11 protein-coding genes are annotated in these 15,789 nt (G+C 71.9%); 6 read left to right on the top strand and 5 right to left on the bottom strand.

The window, feature by feature from the left end:
- Window positions 1–85: 85 nt before the first annotated feature.
- The 3 genes from ACGFR7_RS07930 to alc all read left to right on the top strand — a co-directional run bounded on the left by ACGFR7_RS07930 (window position 86) and on the right by alc (window position 3,386).
- Entirely contained in the window at window positions 86–1,066 is a 981-nt protein-coding gene (locus tag ACGFR7_RS07930; protein WP_393314562.1) for an acyl-ACP desaturase, read from the top strand.
- 96 nt (window positions 1,067–1,162) lie between these two features.
- Window positions 1,163–2,149: a LysR family transcriptional regulator gene (locus ACGFR7_RS07925; RefSeq protein ID WP_393314559.1), complete on the top strand. Its 987-nt coding sequence runs from the start codon at window positions 1,163–1,165 to the stop codon at window positions 2,147–2,149.
- A gap of 91 nt (window positions 2,150–2,240) precedes the next feature.
- On the top strand, window positions 2,241–3,386 hold the full coding sequence (gene alc / locus ACGFR7_RS07920) for an allantoicase (protein ID WP_393314556.1): 1,146 nt from the start codon (window positions 2,241–2,243) through the stop codon (window positions 3,384–3,386).
- Window positions 3,387–3,543: 157 nt separating this feature from the next.
- On the opposite strand, the gene pepN (ACGFR7_RS07915) is transcribed toward alc, so the two are convergent.
- Window positions 3,544–6,141: an aminopeptidase N gene (pepN, locus tag ACGFR7_RS07915; protein ID WP_393314553.1), complete on the bottom strand. Its 2,598-nt coding sequence runs from the start codon at window positions 6,139–6,141 to the stop codon at window positions 3,544–3,546.
- 197 nt (window positions 6,142–6,338) lie between these two features.
- Here pepN (ACGFR7_RS07915) and ACGFR7_RS07910 point away from each other — a divergent pair, with 197 nt between their 5' ends.
- The gene (locus tag ACGFR7_RS07910) at window positions 6,339–6,899 is read left to right on the top strand and encodes a DUF1203 domain-containing protein (RefSeq protein WP_393314551.1); all 561 of its coding nucleotides are present in this window, start codon (window positions 6,339–6,341) and stop codon (window positions 6,897–6,899) included.
- A 91-nt stretch (window positions 6,900–6,990) separates the two neighbouring features.
- On the opposite strand, the gene ACGFR7_RS07905 is transcribed toward ACGFR7_RS07910, so the two are convergent.
- Window positions 6,991–8,022 (bottom strand): aspartate-semialdehyde dehydrogenase, encoded by a 1,032-nt coding sequence (locus tag ACGFR7_RS07905; protein WP_393314548.1) that lies wholly within the window; start codon window positions 8,020–8,022, stop codon window positions 6,991–6,993.
- A 562-nt stretch (window positions 8,023–8,584) separates the two neighbouring features.
- On the opposite strand from ACGFR7_RS07905, the gene ACGFR7_RS07900 reads away from it, so the two are divergent.
- Complete coding sequence (locus tag ACGFR7_RS07900; protein WP_393314545.1) at window positions 8,585–10,330, top strand: TIGR03767 family metallophosphoesterase; 1,746 nt, start codon at window positions 8,585–8,587, stop codon at window positions 10,328–10,330.
- Between the two features lie 31 nt (window positions 10,331–10,361).
- On the opposite strand, the gene ACGFR7_RS07895 is transcribed toward ACGFR7_RS07900, so the two are convergent.
- On the bottom strand, window positions 10,362–11,384 hold the full coding sequence (locus ACGFR7_RS07895) for a hypothetical protein (RefSeq protein ID WP_393314542.1): 1,023 nt from the start codon (window positions 11,382–11,384) through the stop codon (window positions 10,362–10,364).
- A gap of 124 nt (window positions 11,385–11,508) precedes the next feature.
- Window positions 11,509–14,112 carry an aminopeptidase N gene (pepN, locus tag ACGFR7_RS07890; RefSeq protein ID WP_393314539.1) on the bottom strand — a complete coding sequence of 868 codons (2,604 nt, stop codon included), beginning with the start codon at window positions 14,110–14,112 and terminating at the stop codon, window positions 11,509–11,511.
- 149 nt (window positions 14,113–14,261) lie between these two features.
- Here pepN (ACGFR7_RS07890) and ACGFR7_RS07885 point away from each other — a divergent pair, with 149 nt between their 5' ends.
- Window positions 14,262–14,906, top strand: a complete 645-nt coding sequence (locus tag ACGFR7_RS07885) for a DsbA family protein (RefSeq protein ID WP_393314536.1) — start codon at window positions 14,262–14,264, stop codon at window positions 14,904–14,906.
- Between the two features lie 112 nt (window positions 14,907–15,018).
- Here ACGFR7_RS07885 and ACGFR7_RS07880 read toward each other — a convergent pair whose 3' ends face one another.
- A complete protein-coding gene (locus ACGFR7_RS07880) occupies window positions 15,019–15,660 on the bottom strand; it encodes a superoxide dismutase (RefSeq protein ID WP_393314534.1) in 642 nt (213 codons plus the stop codon).
- Window positions 15,661–15,789: the final 129 nt, after the last annotated feature.

The following is a 15,789-nucleotide window of genomic DNA, read 5'->3' as shown; positions in this document are numbered from 1 at the left end:
ACCGGCTCTAACCTACGATGACGTAACCTACGGGTCCGTAGGTCAAACCTACGGACCCGTAGGTCATCGTCCCCAGGAGTTCCCCGTGACCATCGCCCCCGCCCGCCATAACGGAGAGCTCGGCCAGGCCGCCTGGAGCGACGCTCAGCTGCTCTACGCGCTCGAAGAGGTCGTCGAGAAGGAACTCAACCGCCATCTGAAGATCGCCAAGGACTGGATGCCCCACGAGTACGTGCCGTGGAGCGACGGGCGCAACTTCCCCGGGCCGCTGGACGGTGACGCCTGGGACCCCGAGCAGTCCAAGGTCAGCGACATCGGCCGGATCGCCCTCGTGGTCAACCTCCTCACCGAGGACAACCTCCCCAGCTACCACCACGAGATCGCCACCCTCTTCGGCCGCGACGGCGCCTGGGGCACCTGGGTGCACCGCTGGACCGCCGAGGAGGGCCGGCACGGCATCGTGATGCGCGACTACCTGCTCACCAGCCGGGCGGTCGACCCGGACGAGCTGGAGCGGTTCCGCATGGCCCACATGTCGGAGGGCTTCGAGTCCGACAACGCGCACAGCATGCTGCACTCGGTGGCGTACGTCGCCTTCCAGGAGCTGGCCACCCGGATCTCGCACCGCAACACCGGCCACCACTCCGGCGACCCGGTCTGCGACCGGATGCTGTCCCGGATCGCCACCGACGAGAACCTGCACATGGTGTTCTACCGCAACCTCCTCGGTGCGGCCTTCGAGATGGCCCCCGACCAGACCATGTGCGCGGTGCGCGATGTCGTCACCGGCTTCCGGATGCCCGGCCACGGCATGCCCGGCTTCGAGCGGTCGGCCGCCCGGATGGCCATCGGCGGGATCTACAACATGCGGATCCACCACGACGATGTGCTCCAGCCGGTGCTGCGCTATCTGAAGGTGCTGGAGATCGGCGGGCTCGGCCCGGCCGGGCTCGCCGCGCAGGAGGAGCTGGGGCTGTTCATGGACGGCCTGGACAGCCAGGCGCGGAAGTTCGACGAGCGCCAGGCCGCCATCCTCGCCCGCCGCGAGGCCAACCGCCGCGCCTGACCCGGCCGGATTCCCCCCGGCGGCTGACCCGGCCGGCTTCCCTCCGCCGCGGCCTGCGGGCGGGTGGCCGCGGCGGCGGGTGCGTACGCTGCCCGCATGGCCGACTGGGACCTCAAGAAGCTGCGTATCCTGCGCACCCTGAACGAGCTGGGCACGGTCACCGCGACCGCCGAGGCGCTGCACCTGACGCCCTCGGCGGTCTCCCAGCAGCTGACCGGGCTGGCCAGGGCGCTCGGGGTCACGCTGCTGGAGGCGCACGGCCGGCGGGTCCGGCTCACCGACGCCGCGGAGCTGGTGCTGCGGCATGCCGAGGCGGTCTTCGCCCAGCTGGAGCGCGCGGACGCGGACCTGCTCGGCTACCTCCGGGGCGAGGCGGGCCAGGTGCGGATCGGCGCCTTCTCCACGGCCATCCCCGCCCTGGTGGTCCCGGCCGTCCAGGAGCTGCGCCGCAGCCACCCGGGCCTTGCGGTCGTCGTACGGGAGGCGGAGGCGGAGGCCGCCTACGAGCTGCTGGCCGAGGGCAGCGTCGATCTGGCGCTGTCGCTGGCCGCGCACGCCCCCACCCCGCGCGATCCCAAGTTCAGCCGGGTCTCGCTGCTCGCCGACCCGCTGGACGTGGCGCTGCCGGCCGGCCACCCGCTGGCCGGCGAGCCGGGGCTGCGACTGGCCGATCTGGCGGACGAGCCCTGGATCTTCGGCAGCAGCGGGCCCTGGTCACAGATCACCACGACCGCCTGCGAGAGCGCCGGCTTCGTGCCCGGGCAGGCGCATGCCGCCGCCGACTGGAACGCGATCTGGGCGATGGTGGCCGCGGGGATGGGGGTGGCGCTGGTGCCCCGGATGGCGATGGCGGGCGGCCTGGGCGCCGCCGGGCGCGCCGCGGAGGAACCCGGCGTACGGGGCGGGCGCGGTGGCGGGGGAGTGGCGGTGCGGGTCCTGCACGCCGACCAGCCGCGCCGCCATGTGGTCGCCGCCGTCCGCCGCGGCTCCGAGGGGGCGCCGGGCCTGGCCCGGGTGCTGGCCGCGCTCCGGCAGGCGGCCGCCGCCCAGACACCGCAGGACCCGACCATTCAGATCGGCTGAACGTATTCCTCAAAAACTTTCGATGGACCTGAGTGGTGGCGCGCTGCGACCGTGGAGCGGTCCGCACCTCTCACTCCGTCGAAAGGCACCGATGACCGCCACCCCGGCCGCCGACTCCACCGATCCGCACGCCAACGACGCGAACCCGTACGGTGGCGGAGACCCCTACGCCGACTACCGCGGCGGGGACTTCCCCTTCACCTCCCTCGTCGACCTCGCCGACCGCCGCCTCGGCGCCGGGGTGATCGCCGCGAACGACGAGTTCTTCGCCGAGCGCGAGAACCTGCTGAAGCCCGCCCCGGCGGTCTTCGACCCCGAGCGCTTCGGCCACAAGGGCAAGATCATGGACGGCTGGGAGACCCGCCGCCGCCGTGGCACCGACGGCGACCACCCCTTCCCGGACGACGACGCGCACGACTGGGCGCTGATCCGGCTCGCCGCCCCCGGCGTGATCCGCGGCATCGTCGTCGACACCGCCCACTTCCGCGGCAACTACCCCCAGCAGGTCAGTGTGGAGGCCACCGCGCTCCCCGGCAGCCCGGGGCCCGAGGACCTGCTCGCCGACGGGGTGAAGTGGGAGGAGCTGGTTCCGCGCACCCCCGTCCGCGGCCACGCCGCCAACGGCTTCGAGGTCACCGTGGAGCGCCGCTTCACCCACCTCCGCCTCAAGCAGCACCCCGACGGCGGGATAGCGCGCCTCAGGGTCCACGGCGAGGTCATACCCGACCCGGAGTGGCTGGACGTGCTCGGCACCCTCGACCTGGCCTCGGTGCTGCACGGCGGCACCGTCGAGGACGCGTCCGACCGCTTCTACTCCTCGCCCACCCAGATCATCCGGCCCGATCTGTCCCGCAAGATGGACGACGGCTGGGAGAACCGCCGCCGCCGGGTCAAGGGCACGCATGACTGGGTGCGCTTCCGGCTCGCCGCCCAGGGCGCGATCCGTGCGGTGGAGATCGACACCGCATACCTCAAGGGCAACTCGGCCGGCTGGGCCGCCCTGTCCGGCTGTGACGGCGACCCGGCCGATGAGGCCTCCTGGTTCGAGATCCTGCCGAAGACCAGGCTCCAGCCCGACACCCCGCACCGCTTCAGGCTGCCGCGGGCCGTGACGGCCACACACGTACGGCTGGACGTCTTCCCCGATGGCGGTCTGGCGCGGCTGCGGCTGCACGGCGCCCTCACCGCGGCGGGCCGCGCCGCCCTCGGCAGCCGCTTCGACGCCCTGGACGGCTGAGCCGCACCCGCTTGCGCCGGGCCCCGTGGGAGGGGGCGGGGCCCGGCGGGCGCCGTATCCGCCGTGGCGGCGCAGAGAATCCCGCCGCCACGGCGGGCAACCCCCATGGCGAGGGCCGGCGGCATCCGCGACGGGAGGACCCCGCCGCGTGGGACCGTCAGCCCGCCGCCGCGTCCGCGGCCTGTGCCTTCAGCGCCCGCTCGATCCCCGCCCGCGACTCGGTCATCAGCCGGCGCAGCGCCGCGCTCGGCTCGGCCGACGCCAGCCAGGCATCCGTGGCGTCCAGCGTCTCCTGCGAGACGTGCAGGGCCGGGTAGAGGCCCACCGCGATCTGCTGCGCCATCTCATGGCTGCGGGAGTTCCAGATGTCCTTCACCGCGTCGAAGTACTTCGCGGTGTAGGGCGCCAGCAGCTCCCGCTGGTCGGTCTGCACGAAGCCGCCGATGACGGACTCCTGCGTGGAGTTGGGAAGCCGGTCCGACTCCACCACCGAGGCCCAGGCCTCGGCCTTCGCCTCCGCCGTGGGACGCGCCGCGCGGCAGGTCGCGGCGTACCGCTCGCCCGCCGAGGTCTTGTCCCGGTCCAGCTCCGCCGCGATGGCCTTCTCGTCCGCCCGGCCGGTGGCGGCCAGCCGGTGCAGCAGCGTCCAGCGCAGCTCGGTGTCCACGGCGAGCCCGGAGATCTCCTGGGTGCCGTCCAGCAGGCCCTGCAGCAGGTCCAGTTGCTCGTCCGTACGGGCCGAAGCGGCGAACGCACGGGCCCAGGCCAGCTGGTGGTCGCTGCCCGGCTCGGCCGCCCGCAGCTGCTCCAGGGCCGCCGCCGTCCAGGTCGCAAGCCCGGTCTCGCGCCACTCCGGAGCCGCGTACAGGTCCAGCGCCAGCTTCACCTGGCGGTGCAGCGACTGGACGACACCGATGTCCGACTCCTTGCCGATGCCGGACAGCACCAGCGACAGGTAGTCGCGGGCGGCCAGCTCGCCGTCCCGCGTCATGTCCCAGGCCGACGACCACGACAGGGCGCGCGGCAGCGACTCGGTGAAGTCGCCGAGGTGCTCGGTGACGGTCTTCAGCGACTCCTCGTCCATCCGGACCTTGGCGTACGACAGATCGTCCTCGTTGAGGAGGATGACGGCCGGCCGCGCCGTGCCCACCAGCTGGGGCACGGCGGTCAGTTCGCCGTCCACGTCCAGCTCGATCCGCTCGGTGCGGACCAGCTTGCCGCCCTGGAGGTCATAGGCCCCGATCGCGATCCGGTGCGGCCGCAGTACGGGCTCGCCCTTGGCGCCGGCCGGCAGCGCCGGGGCCTCCTGCCGGACCGCGAAGGAGGTGATGACGCCCTCGGCGTCCACCTCGATCTCCGGCCGCAGGATGTTGATCCCCGCCGTCTCCAGCCACTTCTTCGACCAGGTCTTCAGGTCCCGCCCGCTGGTCTCCTCCAGCGCGCCGAGCAGGTCCGACAGCCGGGTGTTCCCGTACGCATGGGCCTTGAAGTAGGCCTGGACGCCCTGGAAGAACTCGTCCATGCCGACGTAGGCGACCAGCTGCTTGAGGACGCTGGCGCCCTTGGCGTAGGTGATGCCGTCGAAGTTGACCAGGACGTCGTCGAGGTCGTTGATCTCGGCCATGATCGGGTGGGTGGACGGCAGCTGGTCCTGCCGGTAGGCCCAGGTCTTCATGGAGTTGGCGAACGTCGTCCACGAGTGCGGCCACTTCGAGCCCGGGGCGTAGGCCTGGCAGGCGATCGAGGTGTAGGTGGCGAACGACTCGTTCAGCCACAGGTCGTTCCACCACTCCATGGTGACCAGGTCGCCGAACCACATGTGGGCCAGCTCGTGCAGGATCGTCTCCGCCCGCACCTCGTACGCCGCGTCCGTCACCTTCGACCGGAAGACGTACTGGTCGCGGATGGTCACCGCGCCCGCGTTCTCCATCGCGCCGGCGTTGAACTCCGGCACGAAGAGCTGGTCGTACTTCGCGAACGGGTAGGCGTAGTCGAACTTCTCCTGGAACCACTCGAAACCCTGCCGGGTGACCGCGAAGATCTCCTCCGCGTCCAGGTGCTCGGCCAGCGACGGCCGGCAGTAGATGCCCAGCGGCACCGTCCGCCCGTCCTTCTCGTACGAGCTGTGCACGCTGTGGTAAGGACCGGCGATCAGCGCCGTGATGTAGGTGGAGATCCGCGGCGTCGGCTCGAAGCGCCAGATGTTGCCGCTCGGCTCCGGCGTCGGCGAATTGGAGATCACCGTCCAGCCCTCAGGGGCCTTCACGGTGAACCGGAAAGTCGCCTTCAGGTCCGGCTGCTCGAAGGAGGCGTACACCCGCCGTGCATCCGGCACCTCGAACTGCGTGTACAGATAGGCCTGCTGGTCCACCGGGTCGACAAAACGGTGCAGCCCCTCACCGGTGTTGGTGTAGGCGCAGTCCGCCACCACCTTCAGCTCGTTGCGGCCGGCCCGCAGCCCCGGCAGAGCGATCCGCGAGTCCTTGAACACCGCCTCCGGGTCCAGCGCCTCGCCGTTGAGCACGACCTCGTGCACGGCCGGGGCCACCAGGTCGATGAAGGAGTCCGCGCCCGCCTCGGCCGCATCGAAGTGCACCGTCGTCACCGACCGGTATGTGCCACCCCCGTTCGCGTCGTCGCCCGGGGTACCCCCCTCCTGCGCGCCGGAGAGGTCGAGATCGATCTCATACGCGTCCACGGTCAGCAGGCGCGCCCGCTGCTGCGCCTCGTCGCGGGTCAGATTCGTGCCAGGCACCAGGTCATCTCCTCGTAAGCGGCCTCGTATGCGGCGTTTCCGTCATCCTTCCACGGGAGCGGCCCCTTGATCGTGGGCAGCTCGGGATCGGTCCCGCGCCCGGCCCGCGCCGGGCGCGGTGCGGCCGGAACCGCGGCCGGAAACGCGGCGTCCGATTCCCGCCAGCACCGCGCGCCCCCGGCGCCGACGCTGGAGGCATGACAACCCACACCGCGCACCGGACCGACCCGCACACGACCGACCACACCGCTCTCGCCATCCCGGAGGCCGCGCTCGCGGAGCTGCGGGTCACCGACGACGCCGGGCGGCCCGCCGAGCCGTTCACCGCACGCGAGGACGGGGTGCCCCAGGACTGCATCGGGGCCCTGCTGCGCTGCTGTCTGCGCGACGCCCGGGCCGGGGAGCGGGTGGCGCTGGTCTCGTATGCGCCGCTGCGCCGCTGGGCGGCCGCGAGCGGGGCAAAGCCCGGGGCGTACGACGAGCAGGGTCCGGTGTTCATCCACGCCGGGGAGTGCGGCGGGCCGGACGGCGCGGCCGGCCGGTATCCGGCCGTGCGGGCCGGTGCGCTGCGGGTACTGCGCCGCTACAACGCGCAGGGGCAGATCATCGGCGGCCGGCACCTGGAGGTTCCCGAGGAGGCGCAGGCAGCGTTCGATGCCGCCCTCGGGGAGGCGTTCGCCGACCCCGAGACGGCGCTGGTGCACGTACGGGCCGTGGAGTACGGCTGCTTCCAGTTCGAGGTGCGGCCGGTCCGCTGAGCCCGGCTCGCACCCATCGTCCGGCGACGGAAACGGCGGGTGCCCGTACGGAGACTCCGTACGGGCACCCGCCGTGCTTCGAGGGGCGGCGTCAGCCGCGCAGCTCCGCGGCGACCAGCTCCGCGATCTGGACGGCGTTCAGCGCCGCGCCCTTGCGGAGGTTGTCGTTGGAGACGAACAGCGCCAGACCGTTCTCGGCGGTCTCGTCCGTACGGATCCGGCCCACGAAGGACGCGTCCTGGCCGGCGGCCTGGAGCGGGGTGGGGACGTCCGAGAGGGTGACGCCGGGGGCGCCGGCCAGCAGCTCCTGGGCGCGCGCCGGGCTGATCGGGCGCGCGAAGCGGGCGTTGACCTGCAGCGAGTGGCCGGTGAAGACCGGGACGCGGACACAGGTGCCGGACACCTTCAGGTCCGGGATCTCCAGGATCTTGCGGCTCTCGTTGCGGAGCTTCTGCTCCTCGTCGGTCTCGTTCAGACCGTCGTCGACGATCGCGCCGGCCATCGGCAGCACATTGAAGGCGATGGGGCGGACGTACTTGTCCGGCTCGGGGAACTCCACGGACGCGCCGTCGTGCGTCAGCTTGGTGGCGTCCTGCTCGACGGCCTTGCGGACCTGGCCGTCCAGCTCCTCCACACCGGCCAGACCACTGCCGGAGACCGCCTGGTAGGTGGCGACGACCAGGGAGACCAGGCCGGCTTCCTCGTGCAGCGGGCGCAGCACCGGCATCGCGGCCATGGTGGTGCAGTTCGGGTTGGCGATGATGCCCTTGGGCCGGTCGGTGATCGCCGACGGGTTGACCTCGGAGACGACCAGCGGCACCTGGGGGTCACGGCGCCAGGCCGAGGAGTTGTCGATCACGACCGGGCCGGCGTCGGCGACCTTCTCGGCCAGCGCCTTGGACGTGGCGCCGCCGGCCGAGAAGATCACGATGTCCAGCGCCGAGTAGTCGGCGGTGGCCGCGTCCTCGACCGTGATCTCGGTGTCCTGCCAGGGCAGGGTCCGTCCGGCGGACCGGGCCGAAGCGAACAGCCGCAGCTGCTCGACCGGGAAGTTCCGCTCGGCGAGGATGCCTCGCACCACGCCGCCGACCTGTCCGGTGGCTCCGACGATTCCGATCCTCATGGGACTCCTTCTTTCTGGCCTGACATGGGTGTCTGCTCGGAACACCTGCTCAGTAGTGCCTCCATCATGTGTGTGATACCCGTCGCGTTGTCCAATCCGTTCCATTCCGCGGCGGGCCGGGAGGCCGTACCGGCGCGTAGTGCACCGGTGTGCTCACGGTGCGTACGGGGTGGCCGCCGCGCGGCCGGTGCGCTCCGCGGGGGGCGTCCGGGAGCGGTCCCCTGGGTGAGCGGTCCGGGGGCGATCCCCCGGGCGAGTGGTCCCGGAGCGGTCCGGAGGGGCCGGGGGGCCGGGGGTGGGTCCGGGGCTTGTCCGGGGGTGGTCCGGGACGGGGCCGGGACGGGTCCGGTTACCCCGGGGAGTGAACAGCCGGTGACCGCCGCCCGCACCGCCGGGCAGGGCTCCATGGCCGGAAGGTGGCCGGCAGATCCCTGTGCGGTGATGGGTTCTCCGCGTTGCCACGGCGTTCACGCGCAGGTCATCCCCGAGGCCAACCATCCCAGGTGACAGGGCAGTTGTGCTGCCCGGCCGCCTTCGCGTTCGCACCCGGGGAGCCTTGCGTATGTCCCGTATACGGTCCGCCGCCACCTTCGACCGCCGCACGTTCCTCACCGCCACCGGAGCGGCCGGCGCCGCCACCGGACTCGGGCTCGCCTTCGGCGTCGGCCCGGGCCGGCAGGCCGAGGCCGCCACCGTGGCCTCCGGCCCGGCCCCGGCCGCGCCGGTCCCCGTCGATGCCCCCGCCGTCCCTCGTACGCCGTACACGCGGGGCACCACCCTTGCCGGGGTCTCCGCCCCGCGCGGCACCGGAGGCTACCGCCGGCTCGGTGACGGCCCCGCCTGGAGCCGGGTCGTCCGCGCCGACCTCGCCACGGCGCACGGCGGGCGGGACAAGCGGCGCACCGCCCTGGCGTCGTTCGTGCAGTTCACCGATCTGCACCTGGTCGATGTGCAGAGCCCGCTGCGCTACGAGTACCTGCGCGCCGAGACCGCCAGCGCCTGGCGGCCCCAGGAGGCGCTGTCGGTCGCCGGGGCCGTCTCGCTGGTCGAGCGGGTCAATGCGCTGCCCGGCGGGCCCGCCACCGGCGCCCCGCTGTCCTTCGTGATGACCACCGGCGACAACACCGACAACAACTCCAAGCTGGAGCTGGAGTGGTTCCTGACCGCGATGAGCGGCGGCAGGATCACCCCGAACTCCGGCGACCCGCGCCGCTACGAAGGCGTTCAGGACAGCGGGCTGTCGCTGTACTGGCAGCCGGAGCGCGCCCTGCGCGACGCCGACAAGAAGCTGGGCTTCCCGCAGCTGGACGGGTTCCTGGCGGCCGCGATCCGCACCGTGCACAGCCCGGGCCTGCACCTGCCCTGGTACTCGACGGTCGGTAACCACGACTCGCTGCCCGGCGGCTGCTACGCCCCCGGCGACCCCTTCTGGACCGAGATCGCCACCGGCGGCCGCAAGCTGGAGACGCTGCCCGCCGCCGAGGCCGCGAAGGTCTGGAAGGCGGTCAAGGACGGCCTCGACCCCGAGGGAGCGGACTTCAAGCGGCTGCTGACGGCGCACGCCAAGCAGTCCAGGAGGGTCACCCCCGACGAGCGGCGCGCCCCCTTCACCCGGGCCGAGTATCTGCGCGCCCACCTCGACCCGGCGCACACCGGCCCCGGCCCGCACGGTCACGGCTACACCTCCGCGCATCTCGAAGAAAACCGCCTCTACTACACCTTCCGGGTCTCCGATGACGTCCTCGGGATCAGCCTGGACACCACCGACCCCGGCGGCCACTACACCGGCTCGGTCGGTGACGCCCAGCTGCGCTGGCTGGAGCGGACGCTGAAGGAGAACGAGAAGGGGGAGAAGGCGCATGTGCTGGTCTTCAGCCACCACACCAGCAAGACGATGAACAACACCCGGCCCGACCCGGCCCGCCCGCACGAGAAGCGGCACAACGGCGCCGAGCTGGTGGAGCTGCTGGCCGCCCACCCCCGTGTCGCCGGCTGGATCAACGGCCACAGCCACAAGAACGAGATCACCGCGCACGGCAGCTTCTGGGAGGTCTCCACCGCCTCGCACATCGACTTCCCGCAGCTGGCCCGGGTCATCGAGCTGGTGGACAACCACGACGGCACCCTGTCGCTGTTCACCACCCTGGTCGAGTCGGCCGCCCCGCACCGCACGGACTTCGGCGACCTCTCGCAGACCGGGCTGGCGGCCCTCTACCGCGAGCTGTCCTTCAACGCGCCCGAGGCCCGCAGCGACCTGGCGGGCACGACCCGGGACCGCAACGTCGAGCTGCTGCTCAAGCGGAGCTGACGGCGCCGGGGGCCCCTGACGCGGACACCCCCTAACGCGGCAGCACCACCACATACGCGCTCGGCTCGCGGTCCCCCGCCGCCATCAGCGCCGTACGGATCACCGCGGCCTGCTGTTCGGGAGCCGTGCGCAGGGTGCGCGGCAGACAGCGGACGACGGTGATGCCCAGCCGCTCCAGATGCTCGCGCTTGTGGAAGAACGGCGACTGCAGCGGGTCCTCCTCGGGGCGCGGTGCCCGGGTGTCGATCTCCAGGGCCACCGCGTGCTCCGGCCAGAAGGCGTCCACGCCGCCCAGCTGCGGCCCGCCCGGCAGCCGCAGCTCGACGTTCCACAGCGGGTCGGGCAGACCGTGGGCGCGCACCACCGCATAGAGCCGCTGCTCGGCCAGCGCCCGGCCCTCGGCCAGCAGGGTGTCCACCGCGTCCACCACGTGCGGCCGGGTCAGCAGCCGGGCCCGGCTCAGCTCCCGCACCACCGAGGTCGCCTCGCAGTGGCCGCCGCGCACCGCCTCGGTCAGCAGCCGGCGCACCGCCGTGGCGTCGGTGAGCGTGGCGACCGCGTCCGCGACCGCGCGCGGCACCGGCGCGGCAGGCACCCCGGTGATCTCCTGTGCGACGGGCAGCTCCACCGTCCGTACGATCCGGGCGAAACCGGTCGAGCGCAGCCGCCGGGTGCGGGCCACCAGTACCTCGATGCGCTCCAGGGCGAGCAGCGGGGGCGCCTCGGTGAAGCCGTGCAGGGCGAGCGCCGCCAGACCCGTGATCATCGCCTCGGGGGCGTCCCCGGACTCGGTGCCCTGCCGGGGCACCGCCGGCCCCCGGTGGCTGGCGTACAGCAGGGCCGCATGCAGCCGTTCCTCGCTGGTGGGCGGCCCCGCGTGCAGCAGATAGATGCCGGGGAGCAGTTGTTGCCAGGGGCCGCCGGCGCGGCAGCGTTCGGTGGTCTCGGCCGCCGGGACGCCGTGCTCACGCAGCTGACGGGTGGTCATCACCCGGCACTGCGCCTCGGAGAGGTGGCGGAGGGGGAGGGGGGAGAGCGGGGTGTCGTGGTTCATGACACCTCGATTCCCGCCCCCGCTCCGCCTCCTAACCGCTGTTACACGCCCGTACCGCAAACCGGACAACCCTGTACTAAAGTACGGGCGTTCGACTGCCGAAAGGGGCTGGTCGCCCCGGGGGTTACGGCCTCGGCCCGGCCGCCTCGTCACAAGCCTGTGCCCGCAGTGCCCGGGCCAGATCGTCCCGCTTCTCCAGGACCAGCCGGCGCAGCGCGGGCGCCGCCCGGGGATGCCCGTCCAGCCAGCCGTCCGCGGCGTCCAGGGTGTCCTGCTCCACCAGCCAGGCCGGGAACAGCGCGCGCACCACCTCCATCGCGATCTCGATGGAGCGCTCCCGCCACACCCGCTCGATCGCCGCGAAGTAGCGCGCCCGGTACGGAGTCAGCAGCTCCCGCTGCCCGAACTGGGCGAACCCGGCGTTCGTCGCCTCCACCAGGGCGTTGGAGAGCGCATCGGACTCCACGGCCGCTTCCCATGCCCGGGCCTTGACCTCGGCCGAGGGACGGGCGGCCAGGCAGCGCACCTGGTGGCGCTTGCCGGAAGCGGTGTTGTCGCGGGCCAGCTCGGCGCCGATCACGCTCTCGTCCGCGACGCCCTGCGCGGCCAGCGGCTCCAGGATCGTCCAGCGCAGCTCCTGGTCCACGTCCAGGCCGTCGATCTTCGCGGTGCCGTCCAGCAGGCCCTGGAGCAGCTGGAGATCGGCGGGGGCGGCCGCAAGGGCGATGAAGTGCCGGGCCCAGGCGAGCTGATGGCCGCTGCCGGGCTCGGCCAGCCGCAGCTCGTGCAGCGCGGCCTCGGCAAGCTCCCGGGCGGCCTGCTCCCGGTGGTCCGGCGCGGTGTACTGCTCCAGCGCCGTCCGCGCCTGTCCGTGCAGCGACTGCAGCACGCCGATGCCGCTCTCCCGGCCGGCGAAGTGCCGTACCAGGTCGAGGTAGTCGCGGGCCGGCACCAGCCCGTCGCGGGTCAGGCCCCACAGCGCGGCCCAGCACACCGCCCGCGCCATCGGGTCGGCCAGATCGCCGAGCCGGGCCCGCAGGGTGGCCAGCGACCCCTCGTCGAAGCGGACCTTGGCGTACGTCAGGTCCTCGTCGTTGACCAGCACCAGTTCGGGGCGTTCGAGGCCGGCCAGGTCGGGTACGGCGGTCCGCGGCCCGTCCACGTCCACCTCGGCGCGGGCGTAGCGCACCAGCGCCGAGCCCCCGCCCTCCGAGAGCCCGTTCTGCCGCCGGTAGAGGCCGACCGCGACCCGGTGCACCCGCAGCTGCGGGTGCGAGGGCGCCGCCTCCTGGAGGATGCTCAGCTCGGTGATCCGGTCCTGCGCGTCATAGGTGACCTGCGGGGTGAGGGAGTTGACGCCCGCGGTCTCCAGCCAGGCCCGCGACCAGGAGGCCAGATCCCGGCCCGAGGTCTCCTCCAGCGCCGCCAACAGGTCCCCGAGCCGGGTGTTGCCGTAGGCGTGCCGCTTGAAGTAGCGCCGCGCGCCCTCCAGGAAGGCGTCCTGCCCCACGTACGCCACCAGTTGCTTGAGGACGGCTGCGCCCTTGGCGTAGGTGATGCCGTCGAAGTTGAGCTTGGCGTCCTCCAGGTCACGGATGTCGGCGGTGACCGGGTGGGTGGAGGGCAGCTGGTCGGCGTGGTAAGCCCAGGACTTGCGGCGGTTGGCGAAGGTGATCCAGCCGTCGGCGAAGCGCGTCGCCCCCACCAGCGCGAAGGCGCCCATGAAGTCCGCGTAGGACTCCTTGAGCCACAGGTCGTCCCACCACTGCATGGTGACCAGATCGCCGAACCACATGTGCGCCATCTCGTGGAGGATGACGTTGGCCCGGTGCTCGTAGGACGCCTCGGTGACCTTCCCGCGGAAGATGAACTCCTCGCGGAAGGTGACACAGCCCGGGTTCTCCATGGCCCCGAGGTTGTACTCCGGGACGAAGGCGCTGTCGTACTTCCCGAACGGGTAGGGGAAGTCGAAGTGGTCGTGGAAGAAGTCCAGGCCCTGCTTGGTGACGGTGAAGACGTCGTCCGCGTCGAAGTGCTTCGCCAGGCCCTTGCGGCACAGCGCGCCCAGCGGCACCACCAGCTCCGTGCCGTCCTCGAACGTCCGCCGGTAGACGTCGGAGACGTAGTGGTACGGGCCGGCGACCACGGCCGTGATGTACGTCGAGATCGGCTCGGTCGTCGCGAAGCGGTGCCGCCCGCCCTCGGCCTCGCCCTCCTGGGCACCGTTGCTGAGCACGGTCCAGCCCTCGGGGGCGGTGACCTCGAAGGTGAACGGGGCCTTCAGATCGGGCTGTTCGAAATTGGCGAAAACCCGGCGGGCATCGGCCGGCTCGTACTGGGTGTAGAGGTAGACCTCGCCGTCCTCGGGGTCCACGAAGCGGTGCAGGCCCTGGCCGGTCCGGCTGTAGGCGCACCGGGCGTCGACGACCAGGGTGTTCTCGGCGGCGAGCGCGTCCAGCGTGATCCGGGTGCCGTCGAAGACCGCCGCGGGGTCCAGCTCCCGGCCGTTGAGGGTGACGGAGGTGACCGACGGCGCCAGCAGGTCGGCGAAGGCCGAGGCACCGGGCTCGGCACAGCGGAAGCGCAGCGTCGTCAGGGAGCGGAAGGTCTCCCCTTGGGGACCGGAGGCGACCGCTGAGCGGACGTCCAGCGCCACGTCGTAGGCGTCGACGCTCAGCAGCCGGCCCCGTTCCTGCGCCTCGTCCCGGGACAGATTCTCACCTGGCACGGCGTGACTCCCTCGTCCTCGTCTCGAATATCGAACAACGGGAATCATGGCACGCCCGCCGTCGGTTGAACCTTCCACGGAGCAGCACTGTGAACCGACCCTGCCCGGCTTTCCTGCCGGTCCAGCACCGCTCTCATGAGGAGACCCCCGTGTCCGACGCCGCGAAGACCCCCGCCGACTTCTGGTTCGACCCGCTGTGCCCCTGGGCCTGGATGACCTCCCGCTGGATGCTGGAGGTGGAAAAGGTCCGCCCGGTCGAGGTGCGCTGGCATGTGATGAGCCTGGCGGTGCTGAACGAGGACAAGCTCGACCAGCTGCCCGAGGAGTACGCCGAGAACATGCGCCCCGGCGGCAAGGCCTGGGGCCCGGTCCGCGTGGTGATCGCCGCGCAGCAGCTGCACGGCGACGAGGCCGTGGGCAGGCTCTACACCGCGCTCGGCACCCGCTTCCACAACGAAGGCCTCGGGGTGAACCCGGAGAGCATCGCCGCCGCCCTCAAGGACGCGGGCCTGCCCGCCGACCTGATCGAGTACGCCGGCAAGGACACCTACGACGCCCAGCTGCGCGCCTCCCACAAGGAAGGCATCGAGCTGGTCGGCCAGGAGGTCGGCACGCCCGTCATCGCCGTCCCGGGGCATGACGGCGAGCAGATCGCCTTCTTCGGGCCGGTCGTCACCCCGGCCCCCAAGGGCGAGGAGGCCGCCAAGCTGTGGGACGGGACGCTGATGGTCGCGTCCATCCCCGGCTTCTACGAGATCAAGCGGACCCGGACCCAGGGCCCCGTCTTCGACTGAGGGCCTGACACGGGCGAGGCCCCACGAGTCACGTCCTCGTGGGGCCTGGCCGTTCTTCCGCCCGCCAGGTGAAAGGTGAGAAGACGATCACGAGGCGGGACGTCTCAGCGCCTCAGGGCGCCAGCAGCAGGCTGTGCGCGCGCTCCTTGGCGGTGGCGTACCGCTTGGCGACGTCCTGCCAGTTCACGACCTGCCACATGGCCTCGATGAAGTCCACCTTCTGGTTCTTGTACTGCAGGTAGAAGGCGTGCTCCCAGGCGTCGAAGACCAGGATCGGGACCGAGCCCTGCCCGACGTTGCCCTGGTGGTCGTAGATCTGCTCGACGATCAGCCGCCCGGAGACCGGCTCGTAGGCGAGCACGCCCCAGCCGGAGCCCTGGGTGGTGGCCGAGGCCTTGGTCAGCTGGGCCTTGAACTGCGCGAACGAGCCGAAGGACTCGGTGATCGCGTCGGCCAGCTCGCCCACGCCGTCCTTCGCCAGCGGCTCGCCGCCGCCGTCACCGGTCATGTTGTGCCAGTAGATGCTGTGCAGGATGTGGCCGGAGAGGTGGAACGCGAGGTTCTTCTCCAGGCCGTTGATGGCGCCCCACGCGTCCTTGTCCCGGGCCTCGGCGAGCTGTTCCAGGGTGTCGTTCGCGCCCTTCACGTACGCCGCGTGGTGCTTGTCGTGATGCAGCTCGATGATCTCGGGACTGATGACCGGTGCCAGCGCCGCGTAGTCGTAGGGGAGTTCCGGAAGTGTGTAGGTCGCCATGCCGATCCCGCCTCCAAGCTGCTCATATGCAGTAGTTGCAATCAATGTGCAAGAGCACGCTACCAGCAGGAGAGATCATCGGCCGGGTACGGGCACCGGCCTGGTTCCAAAGACGCAGGCGGGGCGGGA

The organism is Streptomyces sp. NPDC048516 (assembly GCF_043199875.1).
In the GTDB taxonomy this organism is placed as follows: Bacteria; Actinomycetota; Actinomycetes; order Streptomycetales; family Streptomycetaceae; genus Streptomyces.
Note: the sequence above shows the minus strand (reverse complement) of the source record. Positions and strands in the feature narration are given on the sequence as shown.